Raw genomic sequence first — 24,927 nt, 5'->3', positions numbered from 1 at the left:
TTATGGGATTTATTTTAGTTTTACGTAAAAGAATTAGCATAATATGTGACAAAAAAAGGACAAATCTACATTTATGAGTAGATTTGTCCTTTTTGCGTAGCGGTTATGTGTGAAGATTTTCATTAAGGGGTATAATAGTAATTGTTACTGCTTAATATCTGCATTCATATGTAAAATGAATGTAAATATTATAAAAAATTTCAGCGTTGTTAAAAACTCTTAACAGAACGAATAAATATTTATATTAAAATTCTGTAAATAGGTTGCGACTACGGTGAAATAAATCATTAATTTTTCTTGGAAGGGGAAGGTATAGATATGAGTACCGTGTTAAGTGTAAATAAGCGCGAAACTGGGCATCGTTCGACATTAACCCAACTTAGAAAAGGGGGAGCCATTCCTGCTGTTATTTATGGCTACAAACTAGATTCAACCCCAATTTCTATTTCAGCGAAAGAATTTAGGCAATTCGTTCAAAAAAATGGGCGTAATGGTGTTATTCCGGTGGAGTTAGATGGTGAACGGGTAAATGTCGTTGTATCAGAAGTACAAAAATGTACACTGAAAGATGAAGTGAATCATGTTGATTTTTTAGCAATTAATATGACTGAAGAATTAGAAGTAGATGTTGCAGTAACACTTATTGGAGAATCCGTTGGTGTAAGTGAAGGTGGCATTTTAATGCAGCCAAACTTAGAAGTAAGAATTAAAGTAAAACCTACTGATATTCCGGAAACATTAGAAATTGATATTACGAAACTAGCAATTGGAGAATCTATCATGGTAGCAGATATTCGCAATCAAGTAGATTTTGAAATTGTGAACGAAGATGATCATATCTTAGCAACAATTATGGCACCAACCGTATCGGCAGAAGATGAAGAAGTCGAAGAAAGTGTTGAGGCATAAGGTTAAATAGACGTTAGTAGGGAAGGCTATCGAGGAAGTCGTAAAAGACGGACTTGATAGTCTTTTTTTTATTGAAAAAGCGATAATGATATTAATGGTGAATGGATTTTTAGCATATGGATAATTGTTCAGAAGTGGTATGAACGAAATGCTTTCTTAGAGCGCAGTATGGTAAAATAATGACTATTAGATTGAAAGAAGTGAAGTACTTATGAAAATTATCGTTGGTTTAGGAAATCCAGGTAAACCTTATGAGCATACAAGACATAATATTGGCTTTGATGTCATAGATGCATTAGCGAAAAAGTGGGATGCACCATTAACGAATTCGAAATTTAATGGCATGTATGCTACTGTACATCGTCCTGAAGGAAAGGTTCTACTTGTTAAGCCTTTAACATATATGAATTTATCAGGGGAATGTGTTAGACCTCTCATGGACTATTTTGATATAGATGTTAAGGATCTAATCGTTATTTATGATGATTTAGATTTAGAAACAGGCAAATTGCGTTTGCGTCAAAAAGGCAGTGCGGGTGGGCATAATGGTATTAAATCGCTAATTCAGCATTTAGGAACACAGGAATTTAACCGAATTCGTATTGGTGTGAGTCGCCCACCAGCAGGCATGAAGGTAGCGGATTATGTGCTATCTAAGTTTTCTAAAGAAGAGAATATTATTATGGCTGATGCTATTGATAATAGTGTTCATGCAATAGAAGCGTCTCTTTCAAAACCATTTCTTGATGTGATGAACCAATTTAACGGTGCATAATCTTTTTCCTAAATGTCTATACTTTAAGTAGTAAGTTGCTTAAAGGAGGATGATTTGGAGATGGCAATTCGCTACCGGTGTAGGCATTGTGAAGTAGAAATAGGAACACTACCATTTGATGCAGATGATACAATTCGAAAGTTGCATATTTTTGAGTTAGGTGAGGCAGACGATTATGTTGAAAAGAATCAACATGGTGAAACAACCGTCCACTGCATTTGTGAGCAATGTGAGGATTCGCTTAGACAATATCCAGATTATCACGCACTCAATAAATGGATTCAATAATTGGAAGGATGCTTTGGCGCACAATGTGTGCGTCCAAAGCTTTTTCCGTTTTTATTTTTTGAAGCACATGGTTACACTGCTTTTAATAATATGGAAAAAATCGATACACATAGAGAATCATCTTTTTAAACTAAAAGTGAACTAACTAGGACAATTACACAAAGGTGAACATGATAATTAGACAATGGGAATGTGTAATAGTGTACTAGATTAATAGTATAAAACACATTGAATAATTAGAATTTTCGCGCTGAAAGGAGCTTTTGACTGTGGAAGTTTTACGACAGCTTGTGTCGCAGGACAAACATATCACATCATTTTTACAGGAGATTCAGAGCGGCAATACAGCATCACAGCTTATTACAGGTTTAACAGGAAGCGCACGACCAGTTATGGTTGATGCGTTATTTGAACATGTGCAAAAACCCATCTATATTGTGTCACCCAATTTATTGCAGGCGCAAAAGATGGCGGATGAGCTTGTTGGGTTATTAGGAGAGGAACATGTTCACTATTACCCAGCGGATGAATTTATTGCTGCTGACTTAGCAGTTGCCTCGCCAGAGCTTCGAGCAGAGCGTATTGCGACGCTTGATTGCCTTGCGAGAGGTGAAAAAGCTGTTTATATTATCCCAATTGCTGGTTTAAGAAAAATGATGCCGCCAAAAGAGCAGTGGATTCATTATTTTTTACAGACAGCAGTCGGAGACGAAGTACAAATTGAGGAATGGTTACAGACGCTCGTAGCTATGGGCTATGTTCGTAATTCAATGGTAACGACACCTGGGGAGTTTGCGTTGCGTGGAGGGATTTTGGATATTTATCCGCCCTATTTAGAGGCGCCGATTCGAATTGAGCTATTTGATACAGAAGTGGACTCCATTCGTACATTTTCAGCGGATGACCAGCGTTCGATTGATAAATTGCGAGAAGTGCGTGTTTTACCAGCATCAGAAGTAATTTTGACAATGGAAGAGCGAATTGCTTTAGCAGGTCGATTAGAAAGTGCGCTAGCGACAAGCTTGAAAAAAGTTAAGAAGAAGGAGACAAAAGAGCTGCTGTATCAACATATTCAGTATGATATTGAATTGTTGCAACAAGGGAACTTACCTGACTTTGTAAATAAATATGGCTCGTTGCTATATGATAAAACAGCTTATTTAGGCGACTATTTTGCACAAAATGGCATTGTATTATTTGATGAGCTAGGTCGTATTCAGGAGGTAATGGATGCCTGGGAACGTGAAGAGGAAGAATGGTTTTTATCGTTAATTGAAGAAGGGAAAATGGTACATGATGTGAAACCAGCCTTTTCTTTAAAGGAAATACTGGCGATGCTGTCGCAGCAGAAGCTTTATTTCTCGCTATTTTCTCGTACATTTGCGGGTATTACCTTTTCTAAAACGACTAATTTTTCATGTAAACCGATGCAACAGTTCCACGGACAAATGGCATTATTACAAAGTGAAGTTGAACGATGGCAGCTTGGGAAATTTACCGTTCTAATCGTTGCTAGAGATAAAAACCGTGTGAAACGTGTACAGGAAATGCTTGAGGAATATGATATTCATGCAACAATTGGAGAGCCTAATGAACCAGGTCTGTACATTGTAGAAGGCGGATTATCGAGTGGTTTTGAACTACCATTACAACGTTTGGCAATTGTGACAGAGGATGAATTATTTAAACAACAAGCAAAGAAAAAATCACGCCCTCAAAAGATGACAAATGCAGAGCGTATTAAAAGCTATACAGAAATTAAAGCTGGCGACTTTGTCGTGCATGTGCATCATGGGATTGGGAAATACATTGGTGTAGAAACGCTAGTAGTTAATGGCACACATAAGGATTACTTGCATATACGCTATCGTGCAGACGATAAATTATATGTACCTGTGGAGCAAATCGATTTAATTCAAAAATATGTGGCATCTGAAGACCGCGAACCGAAGCTACATAAATTAGGTGGAGCAGAGTGGAAAAAAGCGAAAGCAAAGGTTTCCTCTGCCGTACAAGATATTGCAGATGATTTAATAAAGCTATACGCCAAGCGAGAAGCAGAAAAAGGGCATGCTTTCGCACCGGATAATGACGATCAACGTAATTTTGAGGCATCGTTCCCTTATGAAGAAACTGAGGATCAGCTTCGTTCCATAGTGGAAGTGAAACGTGATATGGAACGTGAACGACCGATGGACCGCCTTGTATGTGGTGACGTAGGTTATGGTAAAACCGAAGTAGCCATTCGTGCAGCTTTTAAAGCCATTCAGGACGGTAAACAAGTTGCCTTTTTAGTGCCTACGACGATTTTAGCGCAACAACACTACGAGACAATCCGTGATAGATTTCAGGATTTTGCTATCAATGTCGGCTTATTATCTCGTTTCCGTACGAAAAAAGAGCAAGTAGCGACTTTAAAAGGATTAAAAGAAGGGCAAGTAGATATTGTAATAGGGACTCATAGAATCTTATCTAAAGATTTAACGTTCCAAGATCTTGGCCTATTAATTGTAGATGAAGAACAGCGTTTTGGTGTTACCCATAAGGAAAAAATAAAACAATTAAAAACGAATGTGGACGTTTTAACATTAACCGCAACGCCTATTCCGAGAACGTTGCATATGTCTATGGTAGGTGTTCGTGATTTATCGGTTATTGAGACACCTCCTGCCAATCGATTCCCAGTACAAACCTATGTTATGGAGCATAGTGGGGCACTTGTGCGCGAAGCTATTGAGCGAGAAATGGCGCGTGGTGGTCAAGTATTTTACTTATACAATCGAGTAGAGGATATGGCACGTAAAGTTGAGGAGATTCAAATGCTTGTCCCGGAAGCGCGTATCGGCTATGCTCATGGCAAAATGACGGAATCGCAATTGGAATCTGTGATTTTAGCCTTTATTGAAGGGGATTATGATGTTTTAGTAACGACTACAATTATCGAAACAGGTGTTGATATTCCGAATGTAAACACACTGATTGTCCATGATGCAGATCGCATGGGCTTAGCACAGCTTTACCAATTACGTGGCCGTGTAGGTCGCTCAAATCGAGTGGCATACGCTTACTTTATGTATCAACGTGACAAAGTACTTACGGATGTAGCTGAGCAACGATTACAAGCGATAAAAGAGTTCACAGAGCTCGGATCTGGATTTAAAATTGCTATGCGAGATTTATCCATTCGAGGGGCTGGCAATTTATTAGGTGCGCAACAACATGGCTTTATTGATTCAGTTGGTTTTGACTTGTACTCCCAAATGCTAGAAGAGGCCATTGCAGAGCGACAAACTGGCGTGAAAAAAGAAGAGAAACCAGAGATAGAAATTTTACTCAACGTGGATGCTTATATTCCTGATGCGTATATACCAGACGGCTATCAAAAAATTCAGATGTATAAGCGCATTAAAGCGATGGACCAAGTGGATGAATACGAAGAAATTATGGAAGAATTACAAGACCGTTTTGGTGATTTACCAATTGAAACAGAACGATTGCTGCGTATTGCACGCATGAAGATTTGGGGATTAGAAATGGGCGTTTCTTCTATTAAGGAAAAGCAAAAGGTCATCTCCATTTTGCTATCTGAGGAAGGTTCAGCCAAGGTGGATGGAAGTAAAATTGTAAGCGAGACGATGAAGTTTGAGCGAGCTGTTGGCTTCGGTATGGATAGTATGCAATTGATATTGACAATTGATGAGCGTAAATGCATAAAATACCATCATTTTGATATATTAGAAGAAATAATGCAGATTATTGCAAATTCCAAAAAAAATATGTGAAAAAAGGCTGAACTTGTTGACAAATTGGCAAGTTCAGCCTTATTGTATGAAAAGACAAATTTTTATTAAAAAAATTAATGTTGGATTCATAATCCTTTTCGTTCATTTTTTGCATAGATTGTCTCAAGAAAAACCATACTATTGTTGAAGAAAAATTTTAATGAATACGAAAGCGAGGCAGTTTAGCATGAAAGCAACAGGAATTGTTCGTCGTATAGATGATTTAGGACGTGTGGTAATACCAAAGGAAATTCGTAGAACGCTACGTATTCGTGAAGGTGACCCGTTAGAAATTTATACGGACCGTGAAGGTGAAATCATTTTGAAAAAATATTCTCCAATTAATGATTTAGGAGAATTCGCCCGTGAATATGTGGAAACATTATATGAAACACTAGGCACGCCGGCATTTGTAACAGACCGAGACGAAGTAATCGCTGTTGCAGGGATTGGTAAGAAGGAATACATTAATCGTCGTATTACATCCTTTGCGGAAGGTTTTATGGACGAGCGTTCAACAAAAATTGAGAAGATGGAAACAACAATTGAAATTGTTCCTGGACAATATGAGCAAGTTAAATCCTATTGTGCAACACCAATCATGGTGAACGGGGATCCTATTGGTTGTATTATTGTTTTATCTAAAGTACATTTTGTTGGCGAAGTAGAAGTAAAAGTTGTGGAAACAGCTGCTAACTTCTTATCAAAACAAATGAATAATTAATGAACATCGAAAGTTATTGTCATAACTCTTTTTAGGGTGAACAATAACTTTTTTTGTATACATAAAGCATTGCTGATACCAAAGATTGTTCAGGTGAGCGTCAAACTTTTGAGGTATGCTATACTATTGGCATTGTTAAACGAAGGAAAGAGGACAATGTATGTCGGAACGATTTGGTATGAAAAGTTACATGAAGGGTGCAGCATTATTAACCATTGCGGCACTCATTGTGAAGATTTTAAGCGCAATTTATCGTGTGCCTTTTCAAAACCTTGTAGGTGACGAAGGATTTTATATTTACCAACAAGTGTATCCTGTAATATCCATATTTGTAGTATGGACATCGAGTGGTTTTGCTGTAGCAATTTCCAAAATGCTGGCCGATAATGATTGTGTGGTCGATGTGGAAGAACGTACACAGAGAAGACGAAGCATTATGCGGATTATATTTCGTTATTTAACGATACTCTCCTGGGTATTTTTTATTGCATTATTTGCTGGTGCGGACGTCATTGCGAAAATGATGGGAGATGCAAATCTTGCTCCTTTATTACGGACGGGGTCATTTATTGTATTGGTTATGCCGGCACTTGCTATTTTTAAGGGAGGCTTTCAATCCAGAGGGATCATGGAGCCAATTGCTTATGCACAAGTTTTGGAACAAACGGTAAGGGTTGCTGTTATTTTGACCGGTACGTTTATCATAATGGCGACGTCAAAATCTCTCTACGGTGCTGGTCAGATGGCGATTATCGGGACCGTTATTGGAGAAGGCGTAGGCTTATTACTAATTGCGTATCTCTTTAGAAAACGCTTTGGTTCATTTATAGGAAAACAGAAACAACGCTTAGCCAGTTTTCCAGTGTTAAAAGAAGTGACACTACTAAGTTTAAGTGTAAGTATGAGTAGTTTATTACTGCTTGGTTATCAACTAGTCGATTCTTTTACTATCTATTCGCTATTAATAGATAGCGGGATGGACCACACGATAGCGAAGGAAACGAAAGGGATTTACGATCGTGGACAACCATTAGTGCAACTTGGTGTTGTCATCGCTGCCTCATTATCTCTAGCAATCGTTCCGCTCGTTGCCCATATGTCAAATAAGCAAAATGGACGTAGTGCGTTGCCATTTATACAATTGACATATAGAGCTTCTATATTATTTGGCTGGGCTGCTTCACTAGGGTTAATATTAGTGATGCCTTATATAAATACAATGCTGTTTAAAACAGATGCATTATCGGAAGTACTGATGCTATATGTACTCCAAATTGTACCGTTGTCTATTATTTTGACATTTACAGCGATTTTGCAAGGTTTTGGGAAATTAAAAAAGCCAGCCCTGTTTTTAATGACAGGTTTTTCGTTGAAAGTGCTGCTAAATGTGTTCACAATTAGGACATTAGGTGTTTTAGGTGCTGCTATTGCAAATAATGTGGGTCTGTTGTTCACAGCGTTAGCGCTTGTTTTTTACTTAAAAAAATTAACGGGTATGCAATTAGCACCTGCTAGTTTTTACAAAAAGATTAGCATTGCATCATTATGTATGGCAATAGCAGTCATACTTTGGCTTCAAATTACCCCATCTTTATTAGATGGTTTATTATCTCAACGTTTAGTGGCAGTGGTTGCTGGTTTTAGTGCGGTTTGTATTGGTGCATTTGTTATGATTACGTGCATTGCCAAGCTACGAGTACTGGCTGAAAAAGAATGGTATCTACTGCCTTTCGGTCGAAGAATGGCAGTGTATCAACTATGGTTAAATCGAAAGAAGTAGGTGGAATGAATGAATAATACATTAACAATAATTGGTCTTGGCGCTGGTGATTTCAATCAGTTGCAAATGGGCGTATATAAAAAATTAATGGCAGCCGAAAAGTTATTTGTTCGGACGGTGGATCATCCAGTATTAGATGAGTTAGCTAACGAAGGCTTACAATTTGAAAGCTTTGATGCAATATATGAAAAGCATCATACGTTCCAGCCAGTGTATGAAGAAATTGCACAACGATTAATTGAAGCGACTAAAATTGGAGATGTGATGTATGCTGTGCCAGGCCATCCGCTAGTGGCAGAGCAAACAGTGCAATTGCTAATTCAAGCTGCGGATGAAGGTAAAGTGAAGGTAGTGATTGAAGGCGGACAAAGCTTCTTAGATCCTATTTTTGGTGCGTTAAAAATCGATCCGATTGAGGGCTTTCAATTACTTGATGGCACTAGCTTTTCCATGCATGACATTAATATGCGTCAGCACATTTTAATTGCGCAAGTATATGATACATTTAGTGCATCTGAAGTAAAGCTGACTTTAATGGAAAAATATGATGATGAATATCCGGTAACCGTTGTTACGGCAGCGGGTTCCTCACAAGAGAAGCTTGTAACAGTGCCACTGTATGAGCTAGATCAAAGCGTTGAAGTAAATAATTTAACAACGGTTTATGTACCTCCAGTCACATCACAGGAAGAGGCTTTACGTGATTGGACAACATTCCGCCAAATAATTGCTACTTTACGTGGACCAAATGGCTGCCCATGGGATCGAAAACAAACACATGAATCACTTAAAAAATATTTACTGGAAGAAGCACATGAATATTTGGCCGCTGTAGATGCAGAAGATGATTTTGCGATGATTGAAGAACTTGGAGATGTGTTACTACAAGTATTTTTACATGCACAAATTGGAGAAGATCAAGGCTACTTCACACTTGAGGACGTGTTGGCTTCCGTTAGTGAAAAAATGATTCGTCGACATCCTCATGTATTTGGAGATGTATCAGTGGAGGATGCAGATGGTGTTGTCGCTAATTGGGAAGCGATTAAGGCAGAAGAAAAGGGTATTAGTGACAAACCACTGCTAGAAGAAGAATACCGCCCGTCATCCGCGTTGCAAACGGCATACAATTATCAAAAAAAGGCTGCAAAAGTTGGCTTTGATTGGCCAGATGTAGAAGGTGCTTGGGATAAGTTTGCGGAAGAGTGGCAGGAATTTCGTCAGGAAGTGGCGAAAGGGTCTAATGGAACACGACTCGATGAATTTGGCGATGTTTTGTTTACACTTGTAAACTTAGCGCGCTTTTATAAGCTATCACCTGAAGAAGCAATGTTGCATGCAAATGAGAAATTTGCACGACGTTTTGGTTATGTTGAAGCGAAGGTAAAGGCGAGCGGTCAGCCATTTTCAAATTATACACTAGAACAATTAGATGCTTTTTGGGATGAAGCCAAGCAGCTTGAGAAGGAGTAAAAACATGCGATTAGATAAATTTTTAAAAGTTTCACGATTAATCAAACGACGTACGTTAGCAAAAGAAGTCGCTGACCAAGGTCGTATTACTATTAATGGTAAAGTAGCGAAGGCTAGTAGCAGTGTGAAGGCTGGCGATGAATTAGCGATTCGCTTCGGTCAAAAAATTGTTACAGCACGTGTGGAAGAATTACGTGATACAGTGAAAAAAGAAGATGCAGCAAAGATGTTTACAATTTTAAAAGAAGAGCGTCTTGAAAAGGTTGAGCCTGAATTTATTGATGATGAGGACTAATAAAAATTACTTTAGTAGAAACCTGGGGAAATGCTGATAAAATAAATAGTAGTATTACTTATGTAATGTTTTTAGTAGCTATGACTTATGTTTATAAAATCAATGAAAATGATAGTGATAATAATGATGAATCGGTCAATCTTACTTCAAGTATAAAAAAAGTTGAAATTTTTTATACCATATCAGTTCTAATGGAGCGAAAGGAACGAAACGTTGATTTAACAACATTGAAATGTCCCCCAAAAATTAGACACTGTTATTCATTAGGCAAATTGAGTAAAACGAGTTCGGTATGGCGCCGGACTCGTTTTTAATATGCACCCGGCATGCGTATGAACTATAGGGTGTAAGTCCCGAACCCCGAAGTAGAGGTTAGCCAAGAGCAAGGGTGTCCGTTGCGACGCGGAATCTGGCGGCAAAATACTGGTCCGAGGAACACGAATCTCATATAAGGCTAGGTATGATTGGATGAGTTTGCATTACAAAACAAAGTCCTTTCTGGCGAAGGTCATATCGAGTAAATGAAGCGGATAGAAGGTGTGAAAGTGCATACGCTTACCCGGGGAGGTCTGATGGAAACGTGAAGTACCCTTCATAACCTACTTGGTGACAAGTAGGTGAACTGTTAGAAGTCAGCAAATAGGAATGCCAACCGTGACAGACCGTTTGATTCAACAAGCCATCTCGCAGACTTTATCAAAGGAGTATGACATAACATTTTAGGGCCACAGTTATGGATTCCGACCAAATCGGAGCGCCCATGATGCAGTTCGAAAAGCAAAGAGTTATTTAAAAGAAGGTTTTCGTTGGGTCATTGATATGGATTTAGAGAAATTCTTCGATAAGGTCAATCATGACCGCGTAATGGCAACATTAGCGAAACGAATCTCAGATAAATCCTTATTAAAACTAATTCGTAAATATCTCCAAGCTGGAATCGAAAAATTAAACCAATAACTAACGGGCTGGTGTGGATATTACGCTTTAGGATATTTAAAAATGTTGGATAGTTTGATTAAGCGAAAATTACGAATGTGATTATGGAAGAAATGGGAGAAACCCCGAAGAAGACCCTCGGCAATTCCTACTGGGAAAACCAAGGGCTGAAAAGTCTGCAAGTTCGTTATGGAGCTTTGCCTTATTCATCTTAATTGAACCGCCGTATATGAATCCGTACGTACGGTGGTGTGAGAGGACGGGAGTTAATATACTTTGAACAACCCTTCTTGATTCTAAAGCTAGACGATAATTATTCATTTGATAATGCCAGCCTGAATACATGGGTAACTGGTGGTGCTCAGGTAGACGTTCGAGTGCTTTGTGCAACATGTCTGAAATGTCTGTTACCCATTTTTCATTTGGCGCATCTGCTTTAAAATTGAGGTCTAAAATATTTGGCGCAATTTTGTCAACGTTTCCTTTATAGGATTTATATTTTTTCATACGTACGACACACTTTTTTATTATTCACTTTTTGAACACGATTTACTAGCTCATCACTAATACGGCGATAAACATACTGCCCTTCATGTTCTTCATAAAACCCCTTTATTTTTGCTTTTAAATCGGCATCTGGATCTGGTCGATTCATACGTTTTACTAAATCATAGTACGTACTTTGTGAAATGCAAGCGAGTTTTACAAGTGCTTTCTACGAATATTTCTGCCTTAACTCAAAGACTACTTGTGCTTTGTCCAGTTTGGCGATTTTTCCTTGTTTTAAACTAAGGCGTTAAATTTTTTAAATACTCGATTTCTAGTTGTTTCATACGTGCTTCAATTGCTTCGGTAGAGCCTTTAACTAGTGTTTGTTTCAATTGTTTATTGTATTCTTTTTTCATGGATGGACGCCCCTTTTTCTTTGATTGAAGGGCATTTAATCCTTGAGTTTCATATTGCTTAACCCATTTAAAAATTGCTTTTTTTAGTCCCAAAAGATTAGCTATTTTATTAGCACTTTCATTTCCATTTAAGTAACGCTCAACTGCTTGTAATTTATCTTCCACAGTATATTTAGCTATAGAAAACTGCACCTCCAATTGTTAGAGTAATAAATCTAACTTTTGGGGTGTTTTGCATGGATAAATATAAATGATATTCCATCTATTCCTCCAAATAGTGGGTACTTTCTAGAGATACAGTTGATCATAGTAACCCATGCCAATTTGCCCGTTATTGCTATCGGCTTTTAGTCAATAACGTCGCACATGCGCCCAACAATTGGTGAACGTGACATCAGGTAGATTCCCTTATGCCGAATAACCATCACAAATCACGGTTCCTTTAAAGCTCTCTTAAATTCTTCTAGTACAGACCGACTTCTCGATAATGCACTTTGAAATAGAACGAGTCCTTGACTTGGCACGCTTCGCCCCCCAATTATAGGCGTTCGATTGACCGGATTATCCGTCTGACCGTTTGAATATTTGCGCATAGGTTTCATCCACTCAACCAATAAAAGTAAATGATAAACAATTAAACGCTGACTTGCAAATAAGGCAAGTAGTGTAAATTCTTCGATACGGCGATATAGACAATTATTTAAGGAACAGCATTATGGCGTATTTTTGAACGACTGATGAAATTTTCTTGCGATACATTTTACATTTCCGCAAATACTGCGGGTTTAATTTGTTGAAAAGTAAAGTAACAGAACTTTTCATGGAAGAGCTACTATTAGGATTTGGAAATTGTGGGTTAAGACAATTATGGCGTCTCTCGGGTCGTCTTTTTTTATTTTAATAATTTTTTCATGTAACGTCACAAAAAGAGATATTCACGTTACATATATAGTGTAAGCAGTAAAGAAAACGCCCATTTCTCTCAGATAACTCCCTTGTAAAATTCACATTTTATGAGTGAGTTTCGACCTAAATATGTCGTTAAACTGTTAAAAACTTTGGAAAGAAGGAATTTTATTATGTCAACATTTTCTCGTAGTAAATCTATCAAAGGTGCAGCAAATGCAGGAGGGCAAGGAGTTTTCACTCTTAACGTAGTAGGCAGCAACAAAAGTGGCTCAAATTACGATGTAGCTTGTACATTGGATACTGAGTTTTTTAGTGGTGTAAATGGAACTTTACGAATTCAATCTATCGTAAATGGCTCGTGGTACACTCATCGTGAATACACTGGTAATATTCCTCTTAGAAATTCAGCAGGCAACTTCAATGGCGATGGTCGTTTGAACTATACATTCACGAAGCTTACTGATGCTAACCGCCCTAAAATGCGTGTTCAGGCAACTGTGGCTGGTATAACTTGGGCTATTGACCCTTGGGACGAAGGTAATATGTAATACTCGAACACGAGTCCATTAATTGGGCTCGTGTTTTTTTGTATTTTTTTGAAAACCCCTTGCTATGCGAGGGGTTCTATAGAGCTTCTAGCTATGGACAAGAAAAAACCCCCAGCCGTACAATGAAATCAGGTCTGATCAACCGACTCCGTACGGAAGGGGATCTAAATGGATAATAAAAGTTTATCACACGACATGGAATTGTAAGTATCACATTGTCTTTGCGCCAAAATATAGAAGACAGATTATTTATGGACAAATGAAGAGATGGTTTGTACAGCGTGCTTATCATCAATTGGAACGTGGTAGCTTACCGGATCAGGACTCCGATGCATGAATGCTATTTAGTTAATTGCAGTCGCATCGTTATAAGTATTATGAAGTGTAATGTATTCTGGTCTCATCCTGTATGGCGATTTAAGCTTATATAATGACTCCGGGATGAAATTATTGATAATGGTATAAGACATATATCTACCCTCCTGAATTGTTGCTTTTATAGAAGCTTAAATATTGGAATTTATAACAATACTTCGCTCTTTTAATCTGTAGTAACTAACTTAATTGGAGTTTTCTTAATAAAGAGAATTAGAGAATTAGAGAATTAGGGTGTATTTTATCCCTCAAATAAAGAACGTATGTTCTTTTTTGTATAATATAATGCCAGAAAATTAAATCTTTAACTGACTTATGTTTTAATTTAGTATTAAAATACCCCTGTATGGAATTTAATGTGCAATCCCCTAATTATAAAGAAGGTCTTTCTTTCATAAATTTTGCAAACGATTCTTTTGATCGCTGAACCAGTTTTCTAAATTTGGGATTGTTAGAATCTGCTTCCCCAGTTGCAATTGCTAAAGCATTTCCCTCGTAACCTAACGCCATGAATCGAATTACATTAGCATACCTTTTATTTACTGCTTCGAAGTCAGATATAATTGAAGATTCTTCAACCTTGTCAAAATATTCTTCTTCTGTTGAAATTACTTTCCAGTTTAAAAGACTTGCAAGTGTTGTTTCTTCTGACTCAGAACCTCCTACTTTTCTGTCCAATGAATCCAGTCTTGCGGATTCGTATGAAACACCATCTTTATCTTCTTTGTTTCCCTTTGTTTTATATTGATTCCAGGTATGCTTTTCAGCAAAGTCAAATCTACGAATTACAATATTCTTGAAAGTAGAACCACCAACTTGAAATGATTCAACAGCTTCCCAAAGATTTTGCATAAATCGTGATTCGAAGTCTTCTTTTGGAATCTCAAGACCGTAGTTTCTTGGTTTCAAATATGCATTATTTATGCATCTACTAATATAACTCTTCATTTCTTCGAATATGTTTGATAGAATTGATTCCTTTTTGTATATTTCCGTCTCGTTCGCATATGATTCTACCATTTTTTCTAAAGAACACCATAATGACACGTTTGATTTATTCATTTTTTACCTCCTTTTGGTAAATATGTTTATAAAAGGAGATGTGTTTACTTTTTGTTCTTTTGTGACACTTGGTGTGTAAAAAAACTATTTTTTTACACTAGAAATAATATTCAATATGAAAGTTATCCTTTAGGATTAGTTCTATAAAGGAACGTATGTTCCTGTTTTTATTGTATACAATTTTATATTTAATTTCCACAATGTGATATGAGGAAAATGAGTATATTAATTTAAATGATATTTTTCTTAGTAATCATTAGGTTAAACCTCTATACTTCATTAAAAAAACGAAAACGCCTTTCTCGAAGGAAAGGCGTTTTTTAATCTTCCACGCTACAGTAAAGCGAAAAATTTTAAATTGTAGGTATTATTTCTAAGCTCTTTTACAGATTTAATAATATTATCAACACATTTACAGACGTCGTCACTTACTATAATCGCTGCAAAAAATATACTACTAACCATGTTGTCCTCTACTTATTACAAATTCTTTCTATGTTATCAACACGACCTTCAAGTTTAGCTAGAGTTGAATTTATCGATTGCAAAGCTGATATGGTTTGCTCTTGAGATTCATTACTGCGTTCAAGGTGAGATATTAGTTGTTGTTCACGTATTTTCGATTCTTTTCGATAATCTTCGTAAAGATCAATTATTTTAGTTTCTCTTTTTACATTTTCAATTCGCATTTCCCTTATAACTGCCACTGTTAATAAAATACACAAAATTGCCCAAACCACTTGTGATGTTGCGAGTTCTGTTACAAATTCCATTTTGCACCTCCTATTCTAATCAAAATAATAAGAATGTAGATATGAGCGCTAAATATTTCAATGCCTTCAAATCCTAGTTCGCCCTTATTAGATGTGAAAAGGTTTTTGTAATCTGTGACTACAAAGAAAAAAGGAAATTTCCTTTTTTGAGCTCTTTTGTATTTAGTTGGACTTATATCGAATTCGTTTAGCTAACTTTCCAGAGAAAAAGCTTTTAGAGGAACTAGACAAAAGGCGGTGGTTCGTCTTCCTCATTTAAAAGAACTGCAATTCATTCAAGATAAGCAAAATGTGTTACTAAATGGATCACCTGGCACAGGTAGACGCATATAGATTGAATTAGGGTTAAGTTTGTTTAGAAGGCTATGTAGTGTATTTCACAAATGTCGCTTCACTAGTGAACTAATTGAAGAAGAGTCGTTCTGCAAGACTGTTACGCTCATTTGAAATGAAATTCGAAAGTATGATTTAGGCTTCACGCACTTGTCATTGCGTACTGGTCGAGCTGTCAAATAATTTATCATTCGATCGGTGGGAAGAAGTGTTTCATCTAACAAATCGACTCGCAGATCGTTCGTACATATCAACATGATAGGTGGCGCATATCGCATTTAAATATCATTTTTCCCTTTTTAACGACCAACTACCTTGCTCGATTCATTTTAGCACACGCATATACCACCTTAACTTGGTGTAAATAAATTCCCAAAACAAAAATATATCCATATATCCATATATAAGTATTTAGATATGTAAATAAATCAAAGTGTGGCTAAATCAATTGCCGCCCCCTTTTTCAAAAGCACCGGTAAAATACCGAAAATATCTAATTTAGCGCCATATTCGTCAATTAATAATTGCAGATATTCAGTGAACACTTCGCCCCCTTGTTAATTACGCTCTTGTGTTTGCAGTACAACTACTACAAAATAAAAGCATAAAGCGCTGCATCTGTAATGGTGGAAATTGTTTCCGGTACATCTGTAAAGATAAAATTGTAATCTTTTTTGATGGTTCGATTAATGAAGGAAAGTATTGAACACGGGTTGTTTTATCATTTGGGAACTTCTTCTCTAAGAAGCGAGGGTAAAATGCGAAATCACTGAAACTTGGTAGTAGGTATAGATTTCCTTTTACCTCTGTCACGATTTGTGCAAGATTCTCTTCTTGGATAACAGTCATTAATATTTTGTTTAATGAAACGATTTCATCTGAATCCAATGCTTTTGTTTTTAAATAAATAGATGTTGTATTTGCTTGTGGATCCTGATCAAACAAAAGAACCTTATATGCTTTCATTGATAATGCTTGCGCAATCATCGTACTATTCGTCGTTTTGCCTGTCCCATCTTTAAAATTACCAAACGTTACTATAATTGCTTCTTTGTTTTCTGCCATATTGCCGCTAATGTAGGCGGGCAAAACGCTAGCTAAAAAGACGAGAAGGTGCTAGTGATAATATATAGTTGTGCAGGATTGCCAACAATTTGAATGGCAGTTTTGCCAAAGTGTCATGGATAGCAGTGTAGGTAACGTTGTAAATTTTTCTTCTTAAAAGTAAGGCAACTTCCATAAAGTTTGTCATGCTTTGAAGGTTGTCCGCATAAAGTGAACAGAAGCTAGGACGACTAAAGGAGGAAAAAAATGACGCTACATCAAGAAAGTAATCGTTACACAATTCCATCTGGAGAGCATATTTTAACGATTCGTAATCGTAAAAGAATGGACATGACTTCTGTAAAATCAATTGAACGCTTTGATCAGGAAGAGTTTTTTATCAAGACGTCCCAAGGGCATTTATTGATTCGTGGAGAGGAACTGCATATCGTTCACTTAGATGTTGACAAAGGGTTATTGACACTTGAAGGAACTGTAAAAACCTTGCAGTATGACGAGGAGGAAAGTGGCTTCTCGAAAGGTTTCCTTCATAAATTGTTTGGATGATTGTTAGTCAGCAATTCGTTCAGCTATTAGTCATGGTTGTGAGCGGTATAGCAGTGGGATTTATAATTGATAGTGTAAGGCTCATAGTTTTTTCAACTCCAAAAAAGTCAAGCCTCCGAAAGTGGATGATGGTGTTAGAGCTACTGACATGGATTCTGCTTGGAGGGTTAACGTATTATTTATTATTTTGGCTAAAAGATGGCGCGTGGCGGGCTTACGACCCGCTAGCGCAGATTGCTGGTATATTTTTATATCAGACTTTTTTTCAAACCTTTTTACGTTTCATGGCACGCATTGTAGTGAATATAACATGGAGACCTTTTTGGTTTATTGTCCGATTAATAATCGCTATTATTCGACAAATATTACAGATATTCATTAAAATTGCTGCGTTCGTCTTAAGGCCTTTTGTCAAAATTTATTCGTATTTGTCCTACACTTTATTAAAAAAATTTCGATATATCAAGTATAATAAAAGACAACAATAACTTCGGAGGTGCGGGCATGACTAGACGTCATTCATCAAAAGATGAACAGAAAAACTACACCAAGCTTGATAATGACTATGTCCGTAACACGGATAAGGCTATAAATCGTAAAGTGCAATCGCGTAAACGAAAAATGCGTCGTATTGTCTTTTTTGCGATTGCGCCAGTCGTTATCATCGCCTTTCTCTTAAATATACTTGCCCATCAGTCTGAAACGCTAGCTACAAAGGAAAAGAAAAAAGAAGAAGCCAATCAGCATTTGATGAAGGTAAAAGAGGAACAGGATTCACTCAATCTTAAAATTAAACAATTAGAAGATGATGAGTATATTGCAAAGTTATTGCGTAAAGAGTACTTCTTATCTGAGGAAGGCGAAATTATTTTCATTATGCCAGATAAGGAAGATAAAAAAGACGACTGAAAAGCTATGTATTGTTGACACTCTTTTTTAGTTATATATAATGAAAAGAGAAACTTATTGAAGTAAAAAGTTTGATTAAATTGATTACATGGCTCAAAAGAGTCGCTTAATTTTTAAGGAGGAGCATTTTTTTTATGTCAATTGAAGTAGGCAGCAAGGTACAAGGTAAAGTAACAGGAATCACAAATTTTGGAGCATTCGTTGAGCTGCCAGACGGCAAAACAGGCTTAGTACACATCAGTGAAGTTGCTGACAATTATGTAAAAGATATCAATGAGCATCTAAAAGTTGGAGATGAAGTTGAAGTAAAAGTGATGAATGTTGAAGCGGATGGAAAGATCGGTCTTTCAATCCGTAAAGCAAAGCCTCAAGCTGAGAGACCAGAGCGTCCTCAACGTCCGCGTCGTGACAATCGTTCTAACGATCGTAACGAACGCCATCAGCCGAAGGAAAACTTTGAGCAAAAAATGGCACGTTTCTTAAAAGATAGTGATGAGCGTTTAGCAACATTAAAACGTGCTACAGAGTCAAAACGTGGTGGTCGCGGGGCTAGAAGAGGGTAGTTTGCTGACTGTTTTAATCGTAGAAAAAGTGTATTAAATAGAACGGAGATTAGCTTTTGTTTATGACAAAGGCTAATCTTTTTTGGTTTAAAGTCTATAGAATATGTATATTTGGAATGATAAGGGTCAAAAAAAACGTAATTCCAAAAGATTGAAACTACGCAAATAAAGAAAACACCTTATAATGTTGAGGTTGGTCTTTTCTTCTTCTTAGGAGCAGGTGCAGGTTGCTCCTGTGTTGTTTTAACTGTCTTTTGCGCTGGCTGGGACACCATTTTTACGAGTAAGTACACGCCGTATACGCTTACGACTAGTCCAGTAAGGAGTAAAAATATTTGTATGGCAAACGGTAAGTTAATGAGTATGGATACGAGAATAATCATGGAGCCACTCCCGCAAATTAAAGCTGCTTTCGTTAATAAACTCAAAGAAAGGTAACCTCCTAATAACATGTGCATTTTATCATAAGTATGCCATAGTTTTGGCAAAGAGGCATACGAAAAGTGCTGATGTAAGTTGGTAAGGCATTATAGCCAATTAATATGGATGTTGATTTGCACTGAGGATGGACTTGCCATGTGATGCTCAATAAGTACTATCGGTTCTTGTTTACAAAAGGTTTCACTTCAGTATTGTTAAAAACACAAAAAAATAAAAGGCATCAAGGAGTTAAACTTCACTCTTGATGCCTTTTATCGACAATTTAAACGGCTTAGAAAATACTTCTAAGCCATTTTGCAGTATGACCCCTACGGGATTCGAACCCGTGTTACCGCCGTGAAAGGGCGGTGTCTTAACCGCTTGACCAAGGGGCCAATTATGGTGGCGGCCGAGGGGATCGAACCCCCGACCTTACGGGTATGAACCGTACGCTCTAGCCAGCTGAGCTAGGCCGCCGAAATGTTATTGGAGCGGAAGACGAGGTTCGAACTCGCGACCCCCACCTTGGCAAGGTGGTGTTCTACCACTGAACTACTTCCGCATTTCTTTTTTAAGGACAAGTTAAATAATACAATCCATTAAACCAAGTGTCAATATTCTTTATGAAAAAAGTTTAATAAAAATCTTAAAAAAATGAAAAAGCATCTATTTGCATGAGAACAAACACCATGAGCGCATGAATATTAGCGCAAAAAATGACGTTAGCACCATAAAAACACGTAATAATAGAATATTCCGAAAAATATTTACTGTAATTTTGCTCAGTATCCTATTTTTTTAGTACTTGCTGACAATTAACGTATTTATGCATATGTATTCGTCGAAATGTTTATATTTTTTTTTGCCATCGTCAGACAATCTTTCCACACATAATTTCTTATAATAACGAAAAAGTGTAGAAAGGGGATTATGTAATGACTAGTGTTGAATGGTATGAAACAGCGAATGTAGACGACCAAAAATCGGGGGCAAGAAAAAGGCAATTGCTGATAGGTTCCCTATTTTTCTTAACATCCTTTTTTTTAGCTCAATCTGTGGTGTTTGAAGCAGCTGTACCTTTCTCTGTCCCGTTTTGGGCGATTATTCGCAGTAAATATAAAGAGTATGCGAAGTTCGTCTTAATAGGCGGTTTAATAGGCTGTTATTTCCTTGGTTTTGGACAAGTCCTCATTCTAGCATTACAAATAGGCATGTATGAATGTATACAACGTTTCCGATATTGGCAGTTACCTCAAAGTATTGCCGTTTCACTTGCAGTACTTATCGTACAAGTATTATGGCAAGGAGTAATGCACCAAGGGCTTCCGCCAGTGCTTGTACAATTTTATGTAGGATGTGAAGTAGCTTTAGCGCTCATTATGACGTTATTTATGCAAGTGCTTTTTGTTAACTCCTATGAGTGGTTTACAAGCCATTGGACATATGAACGGCTAGGCTCAGCATTAGTTGTATTTGCGGCTATGCTTACGGGGATGCAGGCCGTCGTCATTAGCTATTTTTCTCTACCCATTTTTTTATTACAACTACTTATTTGTTTTGGTGCATCGGTGGGAAGTGTGCCGCTAGCTACTGTAATAGGAGCGGTATTAGGAGCACTTATAGGTGTGGCAAAGTTATCTTTTACAGGGATGTTGTCGGTTGCAACCTTAACGGGGCTTTGTGCAGGTATGGGGGCTCGTGCAGGGAGATTTGGTGTAGCAATTGGTAGCATTTTGCCGAGTGTGTTTTTTTTATTTTATGACGCAACGTTGCCATTAGATAGCGTGTACTTCACGTCAATTGCTATAGGCAGTTTGCTTTTTTTAGTTCTTCCTAAAAGCTATTCAGATAAAGTGCGTAACAAGCTTTTCCCACAACGTGAAGAAGTGTTATTAGCTAGGCAACATTGGTTGACAGAACATGTTACATTTAAGCTAGAGCACTTTCAACATTTCGTTCATTTCATGAAAGAACTTGTATTTGAACGCTTTATGACGGCCCCTGTAGCAGTGAAAGAAGAAGTGGCTCCTATGAATACATGTTTAAGTTGTTTTCGCCATGATCGGTGCTGGGGAGCGCAAAATAATGGCATGGACAAGCTTATGACAGATTGGTTTCATATGAAAGGTGTAGGGAAAGAATCGTCTATCCACCGTGTGGAAGAGCAAATTCGATATAAATGTGTTAAATCAACAAAAATTTTCGAGGAATTGGAGACGGAACTGTATAGGGAGCGTATTAATGGACAGTATTTTCATGGTAAAAAAATGATTGCCCTTCAGTTACGCGATATGAGTAATCATCTTAGTCAGTTAATTGCAGAGATGAAAGAAGAAACAATCTCTTTCGTCAGCGTAGAGAAGGATATTATTCAACGCTTGAAGGATGCTCATATCGAGTGTTTTCAGCTTGATGTGCTGAGCAATAAGGCGGGAGCGCGAAAAATCGTATGTGCACTAGCTCCTGCACGTGTTAATTGGGAAGAGGATACAACAGTAGCAGAGCGTATGATTTTGCCAATTTTATACGATATTTTTGAAGAACCGTTTGAAATCGATAAAGTTGTTGCGTGTGATGTACCATTTCGTCACATTCAAGTAAGCTTTAGATCAGCTATTAGCTTTGAAGTAGAGTATGATATATATAGCATGTCAAAAGATGCAACGCTATATTCAGGTGATTCACACGCGCTATTCCAACTGCATCCAGGGTTATTTGCCATATTGTTGTCTGATGGTATGGGACAGAGTAAAGAAGCACAGCATGAGAGTAGAAAATTGATTCATTTAATGCGGGAATGTTTGAATTTCAATATGAATCCGGAGACCGCGATGCATACCTTACATTATGTGATGTCTCTTAAGCAACAGGATGATATGTACGCTACGCTCGACTTTGCTCTAGTCGATTTACAACATGGCGATTTATGGTCGTGGAAGGCGGGGGGCATGTCCACCTATATTTTACGAGGCAAAGAGGTATTGAAAGTAGAGAGTAACGCAGCACCTGTTGGGTTTTTGTCGATTTCGGCGGTTGAAGCTGAAAAAAGAAAGCTCAAGGCGGGCGATGTTATACTAATGCATTCCGATGGCCTGTTTTCAAGTATTGCCGATTGGGATGAGCAAGAAGAAGCCTTTTTAGCATTCGCACAGCAGGTAGCAAGCACAAATAAAACCATACAAGATAAGTTAACAACAATCATGCAGTCCTTCCAATCGTACTATGCAATAGAGGATGACTGTACGGTATTGATGTTAGAGGTTACCCACGTCGTGCCAACATGGGCTGTATTTAAACCGGCTCAATATTCCATGAGTAAATCTTCGTAAAAAGAAACGAAAAGGGGAGGAGAAGCGTTTGTCATTTGAATTAAAGGTCAAACAATATATTGATGAAGAGCAATTATTACAGCAAGACGACCATCTTCTCGTCGCCGTTTCGGGTGGTGTAGATTCAATGGCACTACTCCATTACTTTGTGAAAGCTAAAGAGCAATGGGGCATTGAGGTCGAGGCAGTGCATGTCGATCATATGTTAAGAGGTGAGGCATCCGCTGAGGATAGAGCTTTTGTCCAACGCTATTGCGATAAATATGGCATTAGGTTGCATGCAACAGCCATTCCCATTCCAGAAATTTTAGCACTGGAAAATGGCAACTCACAGTTAGTTTGTCGTAGAGAACGCTATCGTTATTTTGCAGAAGTTATACATAAAACGATGGCAACCAAGCTTGTAACTGCACATCATGCGGACGATCAACTGGAGTCAGTATTAATGGCCCTGACGAAAAATGCTACGATGAATAGTATGCAAGGTATTCGTCCAAAGCGTATTTTTGCAGGAAAATCATTAATTCGTCCGTTTTTAACGGTTACAAAGTCTGAAATAAGGGAATATTTACGGAAGCAGGGTTTGAATTATCGTGAAGATGCGAGCAATCTGAAAGACTCCTACGTAAGAAATCGTTATAGACACCACGTAGTACCCCTATTGGAGGCGGAAAACCCACGTGTAGCTGAGCAGACGAGTCGATTTACAAAGCATTTGCAAGAGGATGATGCGTACTTAATGACACTTGCACAAGACATATTTTCAAAAACAGTAAAAATATACAACGAAAATATGTATAGTATGGAGATAGAAGCATTTGAAATGGTAGCACCTGCTTTACAAAGGAGGCTCATTTTAATACTATTAAACTATCTTTACAAAGATTCAAATACGATACAAAGTTATGCTATCTTAACTTCGCTTTTAAAGCTTTGTGAAACAACATCTGGGTATGCAGAAATTCACTTACCAGAAGGTTTTATGGCAGTTCGCCGTTATGGCAAATTGACGATTCAGAAAAGCGAATCATTAGAAAGTGAAATTTACCCTGAAAAAGGAATTGTTTTAACTGCTAATGATAGGACAACATTAAAAAATGGTGTCCGTCTATCTGTCGTTAAGCTGTCTGAATTAGCATCCGAATTGCTTACGGATAGTGCACAACTTTTTTACTTTAACGCTAATAAACTTACACTTCCACTCTATATTAGGGCACGTAAGGAAGGAGACCGAATGCTGTTAAAAGGAATGGATAAGCCAAAACGTTTATCTCGCCTTTTTATAGATGAAAAGATTCCTTTAAATGAGCGAAATAGCTGGCCGTTACTGATTTCTCAATCTAACGAGGTCGTAGCGGTAATTGGTGTGCGTATGGGTGTTTATTTTTCAACTACACCGCAACCAAGCGATGATACAGTGCTCATCGTAGACTAATGGTCTTTGTAAAATATTTCACCTACATACAGGTTGAAAATTTTTGATACACACGAGGAGGAATCAATATGTTACAAAATGACATCGAAAAAATTATGATTACAGAAGAACAACTGCAAGAAAGAATCGCTGAGCTAGGTGCCCAATTGACAGAGGAATATCAAGATTCATTCCCGTTAGCTGTTGGCGTACTTAAAGGCGCGATGCCCTTCATGACAGACTTAATGAAACGTTTTGATTCTTTTATTGAGCTAGATTTTATGGATGTATCTAGCTATGGTAATGCGACTGTTTCATCTGGTGAAGTGAAAATTTTAAAGGATTTAAACACAAGTGTTGAAGGTCGTGATGTATTAATTATCGAGGACATCATCGATAGCGGATTAACACTAAGCTATTTGGTGGATTTATTTAAATACCGTAAAGCAAAATCCATTAAAATTGTAACGCTTTTAGACAAACCATCAGGGCGAAAAGTAAACCTTGCTGCTGATTATGTTGGCTTCAAAGTTCCCGATGGCTTTGTTGTTGGCTATGGTTTAGACTACGCTGAGAAATACCGTAATTTACCTTATATTGGTATTTTAAAGCCGGAAGTTTATTCATTTTAATGCCTTAGCCCACTTGGATTAAAAAGTGGGTACAAGTTAATGCCTCCAGCGGATGACTTAGTTAAAAAACAATTCTCTTTCGGACGCATCGAAAGCTGCGCCAAAAGAGAATTACCGGTTGCAAATTCGCTGGGATTGTAATTAGTGGGAGTAAATATGTTTAGATTTCGACAAAATTCGAA

The 24,927-nt window shown here is 37.5% G+C and carries 20 protein-coding genes, 3 tRNA genes and 3 pseudogenes; 18 read left to right on the top strand and 8 right to left on the bottom strand.

The genetic code is table 11. The features are described from left to right. Window positions 1-318 precede the first annotated feature (318 nt). From FC748_RS21715 to FC748_RS22595, 9 genes and pseudogenes are all read left to right on the top strand, one after another. Window positions 319-909 (top strand): 50S ribosomal protein L25/general stress protein Ctc, encoded by a 591-nt coding sequence (locus FC748_RS21715; protein ID WP_038509329.1) that lies wholly within the window; start codon window positions 319-321, stop codon window positions 907-909. Window positions 910-1,120: 211 nt separating this feature from the next. Continuing rightward, a complete protein-coding gene (gene pth / locus FC748_RS21710) occupies window positions 1,121-1,684 on the top strand; it encodes an aminoacyl-tRNA hydrolase (RefSeq protein ID WP_024362593.1) in 564 nt (187 codons plus the stop codon). Window positions 1,685-1,744: 60 nt separating this feature from the next. Continuing rightward, complete coding sequence (locus FC748_RS21705; RefSeq protein WP_024362594.1) at window positions 1,745-1,972, top strand: anti-sigma-F factor Fin; 228 nt, start codon at window positions 1,745-1,747, stop codon at window positions 1,970-1,972. Between the two features lie 269 nt (window positions 1,973-2,241). After that, entirely contained in the window at window positions 2,242-5,754 is a 3,513-nt protein-coding gene (gene mfd, locus FC748_RS21700; RefSeq protein WP_108031367.1) for a transcription-repair coupling factor, read from the top strand. A 187-nt stretch (window positions 5,755-5,941) separates the two neighbouring features. Next, the gene (gene spoVT, locus FC748_RS21695; protein ID WP_024362596.1) at window positions 5,942-6,478 is read left to right on the top strand and encodes a stage V sporulation protein T; all 537 of its coding nucleotides are present in this window, start codon (window positions 5,942-5,944) and stop codon (window positions 6,476-6,478) included. Between the two features lie 160 nt (window positions 6,479-6,638). Next, complete coding sequence (locus FC748_RS21690) at window positions 6,639-8,258, top strand: putative polysaccharide biosynthesis protein (RefSeq protein WP_108031365.1); 1,620 nt, start codon at window positions 6,639-6,641, stop codon at window positions 8,256-8,258. A gap of 9 nt (window positions 8,259-8,267) precedes the next feature. Then, window positions 8,268-9,731 carry a bifunctional methyltransferase/pyrophosphohydrolase YabN gene (gene yabN / locus FC748_RS21685; protein WP_024362598.1) on the top strand — a complete coding sequence of 488 codons (1,464 nt, stop codon included), beginning with the start codon at window positions 8,268-8,270 and terminating at the stop codon, window positions 9,729-9,731. 4 nt (window positions 9,732-9,735) lie between these two features. After that, window positions 9,736-10,026, top strand: coding sequence for an RNA-binding S4 domain-containing protein (locus tag FC748_RS21680; RefSeq protein WP_024362599.1), 291 nt, complete (start codon window positions 9,736-9,738; stop codon window positions 10,024-10,026). Between the two features lie 639 nt (window positions 10,027-10,665). Next, window positions 10,666-10,965 (top strand): annotated as a pseudogene (locus FC748_RS22595) (reverse transcriptase domain-containing protein); the annotation flags it as partial. Window positions 10,966-11,232: 267 nt separating this feature from the next. Here the strand turns inward: FC748_RS22595 and FC748_RS21670 are convergent. Beyond that, window positions 11,233-12,047 (bottom strand): annotated as a pseudogene (locus tag FC748_RS21670) (helix-turn-helix domain-containing protein); the annotation flags it as partial. A gap of 899 nt (window positions 12,048-12,946) precedes the next feature. On the opposite strand from FC748_RS21670, the gene FC748_RS21660 reads away from it, so the two are divergent. Together FC748_RS21660 and FC748_RS21655 are read left to right on the top strand one after the other, a co-directional pair. Beyond that, window positions 12,947-13,324 (top strand): hypothetical protein, encoded by a 378-nt coding sequence (locus FC748_RS21660; protein ID WP_108031362.1) that lies wholly within the window; start codon window positions 12,947-12,949, stop codon window positions 13,322-13,324. Between the two features lie 168 nt (window positions 13,325-13,492). Beyond that, window positions 13,493-13,590: pseudogene (locus FC748_RS21655) on the top strand (transposase); the annotation flags it as partial. 481 nt (window positions 13,591-14,071) lie between these two features. Here the strand turns inward: FC748_RS21655 and bacL2 are convergent. The 3 genes from bacL2 to FC748_RS21640 all read right to left on the bottom strand — a co-directional run bounded on the left by bacL2 (window position 14,072) and on the right by FC748_RS21640 (window position 16,932). Further along, entirely contained in the window at window positions 14,072-14,761 is a 690-nt protein-coding gene (gene bacL2, locus FC748_RS21650) for a BacL2 family protein (RefSeq protein WP_108031360.1), read from the bottom strand. 473 nt (window positions 14,762-15,234) lie between these two features. After that, a complete protein-coding gene (locus FC748_RS21645; protein WP_108031358.1) occupies window positions 15,235-15,534 on the bottom strand; it encodes a hypothetical protein in 300 nt (99 codons plus the stop codon). Window positions 15,535-16,428: 894 nt separating this feature from the next. Beyond that, window positions 16,429-16,932 carry an AAA family ATPase gene (locus FC748_RS21640; protein WP_238600234.1) on the bottom strand — a complete coding sequence of 168 codons (504 nt, stop codon included), beginning with the start codon at window positions 16,930-16,932 and terminating at the stop codon, window positions 16,429-16,431. Between the two features lie 246 nt (window positions 16,933-17,178). Here FC748_RS21640 and yabP point away from each other — a divergent pair, with 246 nt between their 5' ends. From yabP to FC748_RS21620, 4 genes are all read left to right on the top strand, one after another. After that, window positions 17,179-17,478, top strand: a complete 300-nt coding sequence (gene yabP / locus FC748_RS21635) for a sporulation protein YabP (RefSeq protein WP_004229167.1) — start codon at window positions 17,179-17,181, stop codon at window positions 17,476-17,478. Further along, window positions 17,475-17,966, top strand: coding sequence for a spore cortex biosynthesis protein YabQ (yabQ, locus tag FC748_RS21630; protein WP_024362600.1), 492 nt, complete (start codon window positions 17,475-17,477; stop codon window positions 17,964-17,966). The genes yabP and yabQ overlap by 4 nt, the downstream gene beginning before the upstream one ends. A 16-nt stretch (window positions 17,967-17,982) precedes the next feature. Continuing rightward, window positions 17,983-18,387: an FtsB family cell division protein gene (locus FC748_RS21625; protein WP_024362601.1), complete on the top strand. Its 405-nt coding sequence runs from the start codon at window positions 17,983-17,985 to the stop codon at window positions 18,385-18,387. Window positions 18,388-18,521: 134 nt separating this feature from the next. Next, on the top strand, window positions 18,522-18,950 hold the full coding sequence (locus tag FC748_RS21620) for a S1 domain-containing RNA-binding protein (RefSeq protein ID WP_024362602.1): 429 nt from the start codon (window positions 18,522-18,524) through the stop codon (window positions 18,948-18,950). A 179-nt stretch (window positions 18,951-19,129) separates the two neighbouring features. Here FC748_RS21620 and FC748_RS21615 read toward each other — a convergent pair whose 3' ends face one another. From FC748_RS21615 to FC748_RS21600, 4 genes are all read right to left on the bottom strand, one after another. Continuing rightward, window positions 19,130-19,378 (bottom strand): SND2/TMEM208 family protein, encoded by a 249-nt coding sequence (locus FC748_RS21615; protein ID WP_024362603.1) that lies wholly within the window; start codon window positions 19,376-19,378, stop codon window positions 19,130-19,132. A 315-nt stretch (window positions 19,379-19,693) separates the two neighbouring features. Beyond that, window positions 19,694-19,765, bottom strand: a tRNA-Glu gene (locus tag FC748_RS21610). Window positions 19,766-19,770: 5 nt separating this feature from the next. Continuing rightward, window positions 19,771-19,847, bottom strand: a tRNA-Met gene (locus FC748_RS21605). Window positions 19,848-19,857: 10 nt separating this feature from the next. After that, window positions 19,858-19,932 (bottom strand) — tRNA-Gly (locus FC748_RS21600). 373 nt (window positions 19,933-20,305) lie between these two features. On the opposite strand from FC748_RS21600, the gene FC748_RS21595 reads away from it, so the two are divergent. The 3 genes from FC748_RS21595 to hpt all read left to right on the top strand — a co-directional run bounded on the left by FC748_RS21595 (window position 20,306) and on the right by hpt (window position 24,745). Further along, on the top strand, window positions 20,306-22,699 hold the full coding sequence (locus FC748_RS21595; protein WP_024362604.1) for a SpoIIE family protein phosphatase: 2,394 nt from the start codon (window positions 20,306-20,308) through the stop codon (window positions 22,697-22,699). Window positions 22,700-22,727: 28 nt separating this feature from the next. Then, window positions 22,728-24,134: a tRNA lysidine(34) synthetase TilS gene (gene tilS, locus FC748_RS21590; RefSeq protein ID WP_108031355.1), complete on the top strand. Its 1,407-nt coding sequence runs from the start codon at window positions 22,728-22,730 to the stop codon at window positions 24,132-24,134. 68 nt (window positions 24,135-24,202) lie between these two features. After that, window positions 24,203-24,745, top strand: a complete 543-nt coding sequence (hpt, locus tag FC748_RS21585) for a hypoxanthine phosphoribosyltransferase (protein ID WP_025218332.1) — start codon at window positions 24,203-24,205, stop codon at window positions 24,743-24,745. Window positions 24,746-24,927 lie beyond the last annotated feature (182 nt).

Origin of the sequence: Lysinibacillus sphaericus, assembly GCF_005217585.1 — a bacterium.
Taxonomy (GTDB): Bacteria; Bacillota; Bacilli; order Bacillales_A; family Planococcaceae; genus Lysinibacillus; species Lysinibacillus sphaericus.
The sequence above is the reverse complement of the archived record's forward strand: the minus strand, read 5'-3'. Positions and strand labels throughout refer to the sequence as shown.